Source organism: Bacteroides stercorirosoris (genome assembly GCF_900142015.1).
Taxonomy (GTDB): domain Bacteria; phylum Bacteroidota; class Bacteroidia; order Bacteroidales; family Bacteroidaceae; genus Bacteroides; species Bacteroides stercorirosoris.
The window spans coordinates 1-14,219 of sequence record NZ_FQZN01000017.1 but is presented as its reverse complement, the minus strand read 5'-3'; the positions used below and the strand labels follow the sequence as shown (position 1 = coordinate 14,219).

Sequence of the window (14,219 nt, the reverse complement as noted above, 5' to 3'; positions counted from 1 at the left end):
TATGGGATATTTATTATTGAACCGGAAATCTGGTTAACTTCCCGCACTTAGGAGTCGCAGATTGTTTCAACGGCACAAAGGTAATAAATATTTTTGGTTTCATAAACAATTCGTCTTTTTTTTAATTTTAAAACTTTATCTTTGCTAGATAAACTAAGAAAAAGTACATAAAATTATGGATATAAACGAAGTTCATCTCATCTGTTTCTCACCCACTCGTACCTCTAAACAAGTTGGAGAGGCAATTGTTCGCGGAACAGGACTAACAAATATTATTACGACGGATTTAACATTGCAGGCTGCCGAAGTGGATGTTGCGGAGAATGCGTTGACCGTGATTGCGGTGCCTGTTTATGGCGGTAAAGTAGCTCCTTTGGCTATGGAACGCTTGCGGGGAATTCGTGCATCGGGGACTCCGGTAGTATTAGTGGTGGTCTATGGTAATCGCGCTTATGAGAAGGCTTTGATAGAATTGGATGCATTTGCCTCTACCCGAGGTTTTAAAGTGATTGCGGGAGCTACGTTTATAGGAGAACATTCTTATAGTACGGAGAGACATCCGGTTGCTGCAGGGCGTCCGGATGCATACGATTTGCAGTATGCTGAGGAATTTGGTGCGAAACTACGTACAAAAATTAATGCGGCTGTGGATATGGAACATTTATGCCCGGTAGATGTGAACCGCATTCAGCGTCCCCGTCAACCTTTTTTGCCTTTATTCAAATTTCTGCGCCGGGTGATAAAATTGCGGAAAAGTGGTATGCCTCTGCCACGTGTGCCGGAAGTGAATGCGGAACTGTGTACACATTGTGGTATTTGCGCGGCTCATTGCCCCTCGGGTGCTATTATAAAGGGTGATGAATGTAATACGATTGCGGAAAAGTGCATCAAGTGCTGTGCTTGTGTCAAAGGCTGTCCGTTTAAGGCACGAACGTATGACACTCCGTTTGCGGCATTGCTTGCAGATTGTTTTGTACGGCAGAAGGAGCCACGAATTATCATTTAAACAATTAATGGATTTTCTATCAAAGGTTATTTTCCGTTCGTGCAGGAAGTAACCTTTTTTTGTTCGCAATCAAAGATGCTGTATTTCGTAGCTTTGAGGCTCAACTATTGCAGGAAGAAGGATTAGTGCTGACTGTTTTACGGGATAAACTTAATGATGAGTACCCGGCGGGTGTTTTCATCTATTCTGAAACGGTTGTCTGTCCGTTCACCAATCAACCATATAATATGTTTGCCACTGCAAAGTACCCATTGTTGCTCTTTGCGGGGAAGGGAGAATTTCCGGTTGGTGAGGTAATCGCTCACTTTCTTCCGTCCGGTCATGCCGAAGGGGATAAAACTGTCTCCTTGCTGGCAGAGCCTTACGGTGAGAGGCTGTTTTAGTTTGTTTGCATCGAAGCAGGCAATAGTCCGGTCGCGGGGAATTACGAAATTGTCCGTAACTTCCTGTTCTTCCATTATTAAGCGGAAGGGTAGGGAAAGATCGTCCGGAAATGATGCGGTTGGAGCTTTGGAAAAGTTGGCAGGAGTCACTAGTAATAAATCCCGATCCTTGACGACACGCCAGTCTTTGCTAAGGAATATTTTTCCCGGCTGGCCACTCAGAGAGGTGAAAATGTCTTTGATTTGCGTGCCGTTAAATCCTAATGGAAATAAGATTTCAAACAATAAGGTTTCCGGTGCAGGCTCTTCTAACAAAGTGGCTATCCGGATGCTTTGTCCAGTCTGCACCTTCTGTTTTCCTTCTTCTATACCTTTATTATACAATAGCGCTGCGTCATTCAGATGCTCTGCAGTACGGAGAAGACTTTCTTTTACCGAAGGATTGATTTCCTGCATGAGGGGCAAGAGATTGAGTCTTATTTTGTTACGTGTATACTCATCTTGCAGGTTGGTGCTGTCAGTTACGTAAGTCTGTCCGATTCCTTGCAGATATTCTGTTATTTCTTTCCGGTCGAGGCACAGCAAAGGGCGAACGATTTTCCCGTTTTTGGGGTGAATACCTAACAGGCCATTGATGCCTGTTCCGCGAATCAGGTTAAGTAAGAGGGTTTCCACGTTATCATCCTTATGGTGGGCTACGGCAATGACGTCAGCCCCCTGTTGCAGGCGGAGTTCTTCAAACCAGGCATAACGCAGTTCTCGTGCAGCCATTTCAATGGAAATGTGTCGTTTTGCAGCTTCTTCTGTGGTTTGAAAGTGCCGGATGTGTAACGGAATTTCCAGTTGCAGGCATAGCTTGCGGACGAACATTTCGTCCCGGTCCGATTCGTCGCCTCGCAGGTGAAAATTGCAGTGGGCCGCTTCGCAAGTATATCCCATGTCAAGAAGCAGGCGCAACAATGCCACCGAGTCAGCCCCGCCGCTCAGAGTTACCAAGACTTTGTCTTTCAGACTGAAAAGTTTCTCTTGCTCGATATATTGTGCTATCTTCTTCTTATCCATGTTGCAAAGATACGTTTTATTCGATTATTTCCGGTAATTATCATTTGGAAACATATCCTTTTTTGCTCCTTATTTAAAAACAATCTAAATAATTTGTGTGCTACATGCAAAACTTTTATCTTTGCGCCAAAATTAATGAAAGAGAGAAGACTATGCGTTTGTCCGAATTAAAAACTGGAGAAAAAGGTGTAATCGTTAAAGTACTGGGACATGGCGGTTTCCGTAAACGAATTGTAGAAATGGGTTTCATTAAAGGTAAAACCGTAGAAGTTTTGCTGAATGCTCCGTTGAAAGACCCTATCAAGTATAAGGTAATGGGCTATGAAATTTCCTTGCGCCGTCAGGAAGCGGGGATGATTGAAATTATCAGCGAACAGGAGGCGAAAGAACAAGCTACGAAACAGGATTATCATCCCGGAATGAGTGAAGATATTTATCCGGGTGACGAAGTGCTGAAACGCATCGCCCTTGGCAAACGCCGCACTATCAATGTTGCTTTGGTAGGTAATCCTAATTGCGGAAAAACTTCTCTGTTCAACATTGCTTCCGGTTCGCATGAACATGTAGGTAACTACAGTGGCGTTACGGTGGATGCCAAGGAGGGGTACTTTAATTTTCAAGGTTATCAGTTCCGTATTGTCGACTTGCCCGGTACGTATTCGTTGTCGGCTTATAGCCCCGAAGAAATGTATGTTCGCAATCATATCATTAATGAGACACCGGATGTCGTGATCAATGTGGTAGATTCGTCCAATCTGGAACGTAATCTTTATCTCACAACCCAGTTGATTGACATGAACGTGCGCATGGTGATGGCACTTAATATGTATGATGAACTGGAAGCCAGTGGTAATACGCTGGATTATATGACACTCAGTCAATTGTTCGGTGTTCCCATGGTGCCTACCGTTTCACGTACGGGGAAAGGTATTGAGGAACTGTTTCATGTCGTTATCAGCATTTACGAAGGTGCCGACTTTCTGGATCAGAAAGAGAATGTGCGTACTGAAGTAATGAAGGATTTACGGGAGTGGCACAAGGAATATGTACCCGGTTATAGTGCTGGTGCTCATAGGGAAGAGGAGGGACGTCATCATGGTTTCTATCGCCATATCCACATCAATCATGGGCCGGAACTGGAGCGCAGCATCGAAGAGGTAAAGCGTGTCATCAGTGAAAATGAAGATATCCGCCATAAATATTCTACCCGTTTTTTGGCTATCAAACTGTTGGAGAATGACCCCGATTTGGAGAAATTAGTCGATTCCTTGCCCAATGGAAAAGAAATTATGGCTGCCCGCGATCAGGAAAGCCGACGCATTCGCGAGGTACTGAATGAAGACTGCGATCAAGCAATCACTGATGCTAAATATGGCTTTATTTCCGGTGCTCTTAAAGAAACGTTTGTAGATAATCATTTGGATAAAGAACACACGACGCGTGTGATAGATTCTATTGTGACGCATCGTTTTTGGGGATTTCCTATTTTCTTTCTTTTCATGTACCTCATGTTCGAGGGGACATTTGTGCTCGGTGAATATCCGATGATGGGTATTGAATGGTTGGTAGAGGTTATTGGAAATCTGATACGTGATAATATGTCGGACGGGCCGCTGAAAGATCTCTTGGTGGATGGTATCGTAGGCGGTGTAGGGGGCGTTATTGTTTTCTTGCCGAATATCCTTATCCTTTACTTCTGTATTTCGTTGATGGAAGACTCCGGTTATATGGCACGTGCAGCGTTTATCATGGATAAGATTATGCATAAGATGGGATTGCACGGTAAATCCTTTATTCCTTTGATTATGGGTTTCGGATGTAATGTTCCTGCTATTATGGCTTCGCGTACCATTGAGAACCGTAAAAGTCGTCTGATTACTATGTTGGTCAATCCGTTGATGTCATGTAGTGCCCGCTTGCCTATTTATTTGTTGTTGGTGGGTGCTTTTTTCCCGAACAATGGTAGTTTGATATTGTTGCTTATATATTCGATAGGAATTCTGTTGGCGGTGTTGTTGGCACGTTTGTTCAGCCGTTTTCTGGTGAAGGGGGATGATACACCGTTCGTAATGGAACTTCCGCCTTACCGTCTGCCGACTGCAAAAGCTATTTTCCGGCATACGTGGGAGAAGGGGGCGCAATATCTCCGTAAGATGGGAGGTATTATCATGATAGCTTCTATCGTAATATGGGCGTTGGGGTATTATCCTGATCATAATGCATATGAGACGGTTGCCGAACAACAGGAGAATTCTTATATCGGGCAGATAGGGAAAGCAATGGAGCCGGTTATTGAGCCATTGGGCTTTGATTGGAAACTGGGTATCGGCATACTTTCGGGTGTAGGGGCCAAGGAATTGGTGGTAAGTACGCTGGGAGTACTTTATACGAATGATGCGGAAGCCGATGTGGTAAGTCTTGCTGAACGTATTCCTATTACGCCATTGGTGGCTTTCTGTTATATGGTGTTTGTATTGATATACTTTCCGTGTATTGCTACAATTGTAGCCATTAAGCAGGAGTCCGGCAGTTGGAAATGGGCGTTGTTTACGGCAGTGTATACTACATTGCTTGCATGGGTGATGGCTTTTGCTATATATAGAATAGGAGGATTATTTGTATGATGAATTGGCAACAATGGGTAGTCGCAATCCTTTTACTGTTGTGTATTGTCCGGATAGGGTGGGGCATTTATGCTTTTTTCCGTCGGACAAAAGAAAATGGTAATCCATGTGCAAACTGCGTAACCGGTTGTGACTTAAGGCGATTGATGGACGAAAAGCGTGCAGAGTGCTGTGTTATCAAAAAAGAAAAAAAGAAAAAATGCTGCGGATAGTTGGTATATTCAAAAAATGTACTACCTTTGCAACCGCAAACGGAAAAAGACGGTTCCTTGGATGAGTGGCTTAGTCAGCGGTCTGCAAAACCGTGTACGGCGGTTCGAATCCGCCAGGAACCTCAACTATCACTTTAAAGCCCTTGAAAGTCAAGCACTTTCGAGGGCTTATTTTTTACGGAGACCGTTTCGGGGACCACTTGAAAATTCGAGAATATTTTCCAATATATCTTTTGATTATTTTTAGGATTCAGTTTACAGCAGAAGCACAAATGATTTAAAGTGATTTGCCATTCAAGAATCTCGTAGTCCTTAAGTGCTCTTTCTATTATATGTGATTTATATGAAGAAATATAGATTGAGGGGATTGTGTACCCCCTCTTCTATGGAAGACCAGCTAAGAGACCATAACTAATGTGGTTTAATTTGGTGCTATAATTAAGTAGCCTGCCAAATCTTCCGGTTCATCATTCTTGGGTGTATCATTAATAATATCCCACACTAATGTTTTACCTACAATTGATTGTATAAAGCTAGCGAGGTTATATATATCCTCTAATTCTAATTTGCAGTCTATATTCCCAATAAATAGTAATTTACACTCTTTGTTTGCTTCCAGTTTGATAGAGTTACTAATTAATTGGCGAATAACCTCAATAGACAAATCAGAGAAGTTTAGTGACAAGATTATACTTTCACTATCTCTAATAACCTTAAACTTAAAAGACTTTACTCTCATTGTAGTTTTCTTTCTAATGGATTATGTTATCAGCTATGTTATCAAAACGTGCAAATTGACTGGAAAATTTTAATAAAGTATTTCCCGTCTTTCCATTACGATTTTTAGCAACTATGATTTCAGCCATACCGTGCAAATCATTTTCTTTTTCATCTTGGTATATTTTGTAATATTCGGGACGATGGATAAAGCAAATCATATCTGCATCTTGCTCAATAGTTCTAGATTCTCGTAGATCACTTAATTGAGGACGTTTTCCCTCAATGCCTTCACGTGATTCTTTACCACGATTTAACTGTGAGAAAGCTATAATAGGAATATTCAATTCCATAGCCAATGCTTTGAGCGAACGAGTAATTACGCTAACCTCTTCTTCACGATTGCTATAACTCATGCCACTTGTATTCATCAGTTGGAGATAGTCAATGATAATTAGCTTAACTTGATGTTCTCGTACAAGGCGAGATGCCTTAGTGCGAAGTTCTTGTATAGATAACGCTGGTGTATCATCCAGAAAGATAGGTGCATCTTCTATAATTTTTTCTGCATCATCCAATAAGGCTTGTTCTTTCTCACTATACAATTCTGCATGATTTATTTCCACGTTGCTTACATTTGATAAAAAACGATTCATGAATTGAACAGTGGACATTTCGAGGCTAAAGTAAGCAATAGGGGTTCTATTAAGGATGGCGATATTTCTCACCAAGGATATTGCCAATGCTGTTTTTCCCATTGCTGGGCGTCCACCAATCACAATTAATTCTCCTTTTTTCCATCCGAATGTAATTTTATCCAATTCAGTGAAACCGGATTGTATGGCTCTCTCACCTACATACTCATATTTGAATATACCCAATTTTTTCATATTCTTTTTCTTATTTAGTCTTAGTGTGAGCAAAGTAACTAAGACATATACGTCATTTTACGACGTAACTCTCGAAAAAAAGAAACCGCTACAACTTGACATTATAGCGGTTCTTGTTCGTAGTTAGTATGTAATACTTTGATTTATATTTCATTACATGAGAACAAATGTTTTTTATTCCACATCATTATTCAAGAAAATATCCAATTTAGCTTCGGAAGTCTCTGCTTTTTTGAATAATTTCTCAATAGGAGTAATTTTCTTGCTATACCATTTCCTCATTTTGGAACTAACAGTTGCATACTGTTGGAGTATAGCCAACGTCTCGCTCAAGTTTTTACCCTCCAAGCTTAAAGTAAGGTATTCAGTTGTTGCAAGATATGCATTGTAAGCATTCTTGTGTATTTTGGGCACATTATCTTTATACCCTTGTTGACCTCTATAATAAGTGTAAGAACATTCCACGCATTGTAAGTCGTCAGAAATCTGTTCTACCATTTTTTTCATCATAGATAAAGTATCATACTTCTGCATGAAGTCTCGACTGATTTTATCAATGTATTCACTTATCAATTTTACCGATTTATAATATTTTCCATCATTTTTTTTAATCCCTCTTTCCGTGTATTCATTGCGTAGACGAATAACATCATCTAATTCTTTTTTATGCGTTTCGACCGCAGTCTCTAAAGCCGAGGATTTTCCACTACTCTCATATGCTCCTTTTCTACAATATACTACGTCAGGACGAACAAACTCCATTTCTTTTATATTCATGGAAACTTTTGTAGGGAGAATTTCTTGCAGCTTGTTATATAAGGAATCATACTGAAGTTCTAATAGCTTTTCTTTTCTTAATTGCTCCACATCATTTCCATTTTGATCTACTATCTTCTTAGAATATACTTCGTTATCTTTATATAAAGATACCTTATAATATTCATTTCCTGCTTCTCTCAGAACTTTTATAGATTTGGTTAAAGCACCATTATCATAACATTCTATCACATCTGTGCTTAGGTTCTCTTTTTGTGTGATAGTTTTGCCATCTTCCGCATAAAACGAAATGATATTATCATCTAGTTTCTCAATTAATATGCCCGTTTCGCTATATCTGGTATACTGAATTGGAGTTGTTATATTTCCATAGTTTCCTGGTGTCACTTGAAGTATTCCTTTGTATTCTATTTGTCCGTTTTGAAACCAGTTTGTGTTATATTGTTTGTCATCTACTAATTTTGCATGGCTTTTCTTTTGCCCTCTATTTTTGGCATCCGTGTAGTAGGATGTTTTCTCTATCATTTCATCTTCCTTATATATACATTCTTCCAAAAGATAGTGCCCACTACTTCCCAAATTATAATTCTTTTCCACTCCGCTCTTTTTCCCATTTAGATAGTTTGTGGATTTAGAAATATATTTTTCGGGTGTTCCGAAATATTCGATACATAATCCATGTAAAGCTCCATGATTGTAGTTTGCGGAGATTAGTAACATTCCATTCCTGTCGTATTCCTTATAGGAACCATGTCTTGTTCCAGTACCCGCAATTACAGTAAAAGACTCATGTAAACGGGAATTCCCCCAATCCCAATAAGTTTTTTTAGTCACAAGATTCTGCGCACTAGCTATATCAACTGATGATATTATAATGCAAATAAAAAATAAAATTCTAAATTTCATATTTTCCTTGATATTAATTTCTTTTTTGTTGTATGCAATCTCAATTTATCTGTATGATGTTGGTAATAGGATTAGGCGTTGATTCCGTAATTTCCACATTACCGTCTATATCAATCGTTCCGATAACAGATTGGCTTGTACTATATTGAAAACCTGCAAAATATAACAAATCTGAACCCTCCATTGTATAAATGGAACGAAAATCTATGCCTTCGCTTGACAAGTCCAATTCCTTGATACTGTAGTTCTCCAATGCTATAATATCCAATTTATCCACAGATTTTCGTGCATATAAAGCATTTGTTGTGACATAAGTGGAACGATCGGTGGCAAAAAATCCATTCAAATTAGCTGAAACTTCTGTCAATGCCTTTGTAGCAAACTGATATTCATAAGTGCGACCATAATAATTTATCAGCATTGTAGCCCTGCGTTCATTCCATTTCACTTGTATATCATTGGGTTGTGGTCTTCCCCAATAATCAAGAGATTCCGTCTCTGCCATAATTTGACTTTGGAGTTCTTTATTCTCATTTAGCTTGCTAACTACAAGTTTGTAAGATTCATGTTCTCCACTAACAGCAGTGAGATATAAATCTTCGTTGTCGTGAGATACAAAAGCATTTCCATATTCTGTGTGGGGGATAAAATTAGAAATGATAAACTGCTGCGTACCATACGACGGACGGATATATCTGTAACCATAGAAACAAGTTCCCTTATTGTTGACAACAAAAGAAAGAGAATTATCTGCATACAATTCTAACTTTAAGTTAGAAATATCCTGTGTATGAATTTTATAAAGTCTTCCTCCACCCATATTGTTTTCCATGTTAGCCATGACATAGATATTTCCCTTATTGTCTGTTACGGCATTCTCTCCATTTAGTCCTGCACCTAAATCATATATCGCTTCTGTGGATTTATCGACAAGATAGGAATATCCGCCTATTCTCTCTTCGTTCGGTAGCAAGAAGCCATCTTCGTCATACGTTGGTCTGTAATTGATGTCCCCGCCTGTAAACATCAGATACTTTTTATTAATATCCCATATTGAAAATGAACCGCTTATTCTAATCGTATCACCCTTATTGTCAATCCACGATAATTCCATGTCTCTACCGTCTTTCTTAATCTGTCGATATTGGGCAGAAGAAGAACGGGTATTAGTTCCACTTGTATAGATATACTTTGCATCTTTGATATTCAACCCCACAATATCACCGTGCTGTGGCGGTTGGGACAGTTCATCATCATTACTGCAAGATACAAGAAAAAAGGCTGTACAAGCAGCCAATAAATACTTCAATTTCATAATACTATTTTTTTATTTTATTAGTAATTCTATCTGATAATCCTTTCAATCCTACTTCATTTAAGTTTTTCAACTTTGCTTCTTTTCCTATCAGAAGAGGGTGTTTAGGATAGCCTTTCGTGGTAGCTCCGTAGGCTTTGAAATGATAGCTTCCACTGAACAGGCTGATTATACCTTGTATGTTCTTATCTTCGTTTCCGAATAACAGATCAGACAAATATGTCCGTTTTGTATCGTCAATAACCGCACCCCAAGCGCACCACACATCTGCCTGTTCAATGGTAGACAACAATTCTTCTATGGCTGCAAGATTGCGCAAATGAATCTCTATGTCGTAAGTATGGTCCGTATCCATGTTGTTCGGATTGGTTGCTCTTTGAGGGTAAACATTCAGCATATACCATGCTCCGTATTCACCGCTTCTTTTTGCATAGTCTTGCACCCTTCTCAGTGTCGGGTCAAGGAAGTTAGGCAGTGCCATGCTAGGGTTGATACCAATGCAAACCAATACATTCTGTTTATCCGTATCGAATTGCTCACCTAATACATAACGCACGTCTGTAAGTTCACAGTCGTATTTTCTACGATATTCGTCCGACACATCATAGTTATACACCCAACCATTTTTTACTATTTTCTTACTCATAATCTCTAAAAGCCTTGTTGCTTAGTATTTCTAAGCACAAAGATAAATCTTTTTTTCAACTTTACAAATTCAAAAACATGGTTTTATGAAATCAGATATTGATCTATTTGTCATTAATAGAATTAGAGAAAAGCGAAAGGAATTGAAAGTGTCTCAGCGTGGTATGGCAGAGATACTTGGCTGTTCTGCTGGTTTTATCGGACAAGTAGAGAGTGAAAACTCTGATACTAAGTATAGTGTACATCAACTCTATCTTATCGCAAAGGATTTTGATTGTTCTCCAGCAGACTTTTTCCCTTCTCTTGATTCTGATTTTTAATCCAGTTTTGCTTGCAAAGCTAAGACTATGGGTACGACAATTTCAGTCGGTGCTCGGATGTTTTTTTCATATTACATTTATCTGGAGAAAAATAACCGCTACATTGCTGTAACGGTTATAATATTATTTTCTTAATTTCTCAATTCTGCTTTATCTCTTCAATTTCGTTATCAGTGTCGATAATTAGATACTGTTGTAGTTGAGTGTCTGTAAATATCAACTTACTTTCTTCCTGTGTTATAATGCTAATCTCCTTTATTCTGGTATGTCCGACTACATGATGGTAGTTAGGGAGTGCGGATTTACTTAAAGAGTCTGGTCTAATCCATAATGGACTTTGATAGACATTATTTCCGGCAGCATCGCTGTTTATTTTATTGACGAAATCTAATACTAATGGATATGTTTGAAACAGATTGTTTATATCTGTATAATGTTGCATTCCTTTTTCTTTCATCCATATACGGCTTACACCTGCATGGGAAAACAGATAATTGTCATAGCAAACACACGCTTGAATTGTCTTTTCCCGAATCAGGACTATAAGTTCATCTTGTATAAGATCGGATAACCGTTGAGTGAAGCGGTTGCTTCTCACACCTCCGATATACTGTAAGTCATGGTTGCCTATTAGCAAATCAACGTTAGTATATTCTTCTTTAAAGTCAAGTATAGAGTGTAGATTTTCTAACTGTTCTTCTGGAGAAATAAGACTATGTTTGTCATCTACATAATCCCCAAGAAAGATAAATCTGTCCACATTCCCTCTTTCCTTATTGATAATATTCTTCCATTCTGTCAGTCCATGAATATCACTAATTATACATATTTTCATAAGCGTTAGTATTGGGATATAGCTTTTTGTAAGCGTTTTATAATTCTTTCTCTGAGCGATAATGGGTATAAGACTTCTACTTGTTCTCCGTAACTGATTATCTTATTTTCTAATTCCGGATTGATAATTAGGTGTAAAGTGACAATGTTTTCATCTATAGTTTGAGACTGGTGTAGTGGTAGAGCTTTCAGATAATGTAACATAGTATCGGAAAATCTTAGTTCCACTTTTTCTATTGGGGCATTTGGATTGTTATCCGGTTCATAGATTATCCCATATATTTGATTGAATTTATCCGCAGTCAGCTCCAATACTTTCTCTCGTTGAAAATGATTATCGGTAATAATAAGGTCACTAATCCTGTCAAGCCCAAAAGTGCGAAAAGCTTTCAGTTCATCAACATAGGCAAACATATACCACATTCCTTCAAACTCTTTCAATAGATAAGGAAAGACTGTATATTCTTTTAATCTGCCTGTTTGATAGTTTCGATGTTCAAAGTGGATGCTCATTTGGCTCTGGATTGCTTGCAGTAAACGACCGATATTCTCAACTCCTTTTGCGTGAGGGGTAGGGCTAATAGATAAGTACTCTAGGAGTTTGTTTCTGTCTTTGACGGTGGAGAGAATAATATCAGAACTTTCAGCTAGTCCAATAAAATAGAGCAATTTATCGAAATCGAATGTACTATCTGTTTGAGCATAGTAACCATTCTTTTGTTCATCGTATATGATTTCTATATCGAAATTACTTCGTATATCAGCTAGATCTCTTTGAAATGTCCTCTCTCCAATCTCTACGTCATATCGTTTCATGTAGTCGAGCAGTGTACGCTTGCTGGGATAATCATTCTGTAGAATTCTACGAATGATTAGATAGTTTCTTCGTATGGTATTTTTGGTTGGCATAAATGTTTATATTTGTAGGTCAAAGCGATTACTGATATTCAATATCACTTATGGAATTAGAGTAGACTCTCGAAATAAGAAACGTTGTAATGAACAGTATTTGGACAAATTATCATTTGGCTACCACAAGAGTGAATATGCCCAAATACATGGTTACGAGGTTTGTATTTAGCAATCACATCTTTTAATAAAGAGCATCCAGTACCTTCATCCAGTACTCCTTTTGCTGGTCCATGGGTTATCAGAAAGTCTATGCTCGATGGAATTTCTTGTTTATGATGTAACCACGGGCGTGCTGTGATAGAATAGAAATGAATATTATCATACTTTATCCCAGAATCTTCCAGCAATGTAACACCTTTAGGGATTAGCAATTGTGCATCTTCTGGGCATAAATCGAACAAGAGTTCATGATTACCAGCCACAAATATACGTAATTGAGCGGGTTGGGCAGCATACCAGTTGAGGAAATCGGATAATTCCTGTTCTTCTATACCTGCTACTCCGTCTCCAGCGCAAATCAAGATGTCAGCTTCTGACGGTATTCTTAGTTGAGAGTGCATCCCATGAGTATCAGAGAATGCGAATATTTTATGATTCTTATATGGTATAATCATATTCTTTGTATTTTTAGGCTGTAAATTTACGAGATTGCCAAATAGGAACAAACAATATCAAGTATAATCTATTCATAATCTTGAAATCTATGTTACACTACATATCCTAAAGGCTTGTTTATGATTATATCGGCGTTGTATTGTAAATTACTCCCTCTCTTCTTTCTTTTTTCTTCCTCTTTTCTTTCTATTCAATAGGAAATTCAGATAGATACTTGGCTTGAAACTGGCAATCTTTTTAGCCGGAATATCAATCGGAGCAAATGTACTAGGGTTCATTCCTTTTCTCGCAGCTTTTTGTTTCACTGAGAACGTTCCAAAACCAATCAAAAGCAGCCTTCCATTTCTTACCATTTCTTCGGTAATGATTTCTATTACTGCATTTAGCACTTTTCTTGATTCAAACTTGCTTAACCCTGTTCTTTCCGCAATAGCATTTGTTAATTCTTTCTTATTCATGTATTTACAGTTTAAATATTACTCAATATATTATAGTTCTTATACAATTTATTGTTCTGCTTCCATAAGGATTGTCATTCCTATTTCTTTGGCTATTAAGTATTCTATTCTTGCTCCTTTGGAGGCTTGCCAGTTGTTAAGCAAGCAGATAGCTTCGCAGTCAAATAGGAGTTTTATATCATCCAGCATATACTCTTTCCATGTCTTTCCCTCAATCGGTGTATTAACTTTTATAGGGTTAATAGGGATATATCCTTGTACAGTCAGTGCTTTTTCTGCTTTATCAAATTTAGCTTTGGCTTCCTCTACTCCTAATCCTGTAATTTGTCCTGAAATGTATATTTTCATTAGATTCTGTTTATAATTTTACATTCATTGTCTAATAAACATTTTCAAGAATTGTTCCGTTTTTGTATATTATGACGAGGCGTCATATCTTGTCAATACAGGGCACTGTCCACAATTTTGTGTAAATAGAAAACTTCAGGATTCGGGTTTTATACTTGAATCCTGTTTTCAAATATAGTAATAAATTGGTTAAAT

At 38.3% G+C, this 14,219-nt stretch carries 14 protein-coding genes, 1 tRNA gene and 1 pseudogene; 5 read left to right on the top strand and 11 right to left on the bottom strand.

Annotation, left to right across the window (positions count from 1 at the left end):
* Positions 1-175 precede the first annotated feature (175 nt).
* Positions 176-1,006 (top strand): 4Fe-4S binding protein, encoded by an 831-nt coding sequence (locus tag BUC01_RS13555; protein ID WP_025834464.1) that lies wholly within the window; start codon positions 176-178, stop codon positions 1,004-1,006.
* A gap of 137 nt (positions 1,007-1,143) precedes the next feature.
* On the opposite strand, the gene tilS is transcribed toward BUC01_RS13555, so the two are convergent.
* Positions 1,144-2,451, bottom strand: a complete 1,308-nt coding sequence (gene tilS, locus BUC01_RS13550; RefSeq protein ID WP_025834466.1) for a tRNA lysidine(34) synthetase TilS — start codon at positions 2,449-2,451, stop codon at positions 1,144-1,146.
* A 152-nt stretch (positions 2,452-2,603) separates the two neighbouring features.
* Here tilS and feoB point away from each other — a divergent pair, with 152 nt between their 5' ends.
* The 3 genes from feoB (at position 2,604) to BUC01_RS13535 (ending at position 5,410) form a co-directional block, all read left to right on the top strand.
* A complete protein-coding gene (feoB, locus tag BUC01_RS13545; RefSeq protein ID WP_073314015.1) occupies positions 2,604-5,075 on the top strand; it encodes a ferrous iron transport protein B in 2,472 nt (823 codons plus the stop codon).
* Positions 5,072-5,287, top strand: a complete 216-nt coding sequence (locus tag BUC01_RS25865) for a hypothetical protein (protein ID WP_073313959.1) — start codon at positions 5,072-5,074, stop codon at positions 5,285-5,287. Before feoB ends, BUC01_RS25865 begins: the two co-directional genes overlap by 4 nt.
* Before the next feature lie 51 nt (positions 5,288-5,338).
* A tRNA-Cys gene (locus tag BUC01_RS13535) sits at positions 5,339-5,410 on the top strand.
* Between the two features lie 298 nt (positions 5,411-5,708).
* Here BUC01_RS13535 and BUC01_RS13530 read toward each other — a convergent pair.
* The 5 genes and pseudogenes from BUC01_RS13530 to BUC01_RS13510 form a co-directional block, all read right to left on the bottom strand.
* The gene (locus tag BUC01_RS13530; protein WP_025834468.1) at positions 5,709-6,026 is read right to left on the bottom strand and encodes a hypothetical protein; all 318 of its coding nucleotides are present in this window, start codon (positions 6,024-6,026) and stop codon (positions 5,709-5,711) included.
* 19 nt (positions 6,027-6,045) lie between these two features.
* Positions 6,046-6,858: pseudogene (locus tag BUC01_RS13525) on the bottom strand (DnaB-like helicase C-terminal domain-containing protein); the annotation flags it as partial.
* Between the two features lie 210 nt (positions 6,859-7,068).
* On the bottom strand, positions 7,069-8,577 hold the full coding sequence (locus BUC01_RS13520; protein WP_073313957.1) for a toxin-antitoxin system YwqK family antitoxin: 1,509 nt from the start codon (positions 8,575-8,577) through the stop codon (positions 7,069-7,071).
* Between the two features lie 40 nt (positions 8,578-8,617).
* Positions 8,618-9,892 (bottom strand): hypothetical protein, encoded by a 1,275-nt coding sequence (locus BUC01_RS13515; RefSeq protein ID WP_022011110.1) that lies wholly within the window; start codon positions 9,890-9,892, stop codon positions 8,618-8,620.
* Between the two features lie 4 nt (positions 9,893-9,896).
* A complete protein-coding gene (locus BUC01_RS13510; RefSeq protein ID WP_016267068.1) occupies positions 9,897-10,538 on the bottom strand; it encodes a DUF1643 domain-containing protein in 642 nt (213 codons plus the stop codon).
* Between the two features lie 85 nt (positions 10,539-10,623).
* Here BUC01_RS13510 and BUC01_RS13505 point away from each other — a divergent pair, with 85 nt between their 5' ends.
* On the top strand, positions 10,624-10,857 hold the full coding sequence (locus tag BUC01_RS13505; RefSeq protein ID WP_016267069.1) for a helix-turn-helix domain-containing protein: 234 nt from the start codon (positions 10,624-10,626) through the stop codon (positions 10,855-10,857).
* 139 nt (positions 10,858-10,996) lie between these two features.
* Here BUC01_RS13505 and BUC01_RS13500 read toward each other — a convergent pair whose 3' ends face one another.
* From BUC01_RS13500 to BUC01_RS13480, 5 genes are all read right to left on the bottom strand, one after another.
* Entirely contained in the window at positions 10,997-11,692 is a 696-nt protein-coding gene (locus tag BUC01_RS13500) for a metallophosphoesterase (RefSeq protein WP_025834478.1), read from the bottom strand.
* Between the two features lie 5 nt (positions 11,693-11,697).
* On the bottom strand, positions 11,698-12,507 hold the full coding sequence (locus BUC01_RS13495) for a helix-turn-helix transcriptional regulator (RefSeq protein ID WP_229091449.1): 810 nt from the start codon (positions 12,505-12,507) through the stop codon (positions 11,698-11,700).
* Between the two features lie 149 nt (positions 12,508-12,656).
* Complete coding sequence (locus BUC01_RS13490) at positions 12,657-13,217, bottom strand: metallophosphoesterase family protein (protein ID WP_073313955.1); 561 nt, start codon at positions 13,215-13,217, stop codon at positions 12,657-12,659.
* 147 nt (positions 13,218-13,364) lie between these two features.
* Positions 13,365-13,676 carry an HU family DNA-binding protein gene (locus BUC01_RS13485; RefSeq protein WP_021936435.1) on the bottom strand — a complete coding sequence of 104 codons (312 nt, stop codon included), beginning with the start codon at positions 13,674-13,676 and terminating at the stop codon, positions 13,365-13,367.
* Between the two features lie 48 nt (positions 13,677-13,724).
* Entirely contained in the window at positions 13,725-14,024 is a 300-nt protein-coding gene (locus BUC01_RS13480; RefSeq protein ID WP_025834480.1) for a DUF4406 domain-containing protein, read from the bottom strand.
* Between the last annotated feature and the right edge of the window lie 195 nt (positions 14,025-14,219).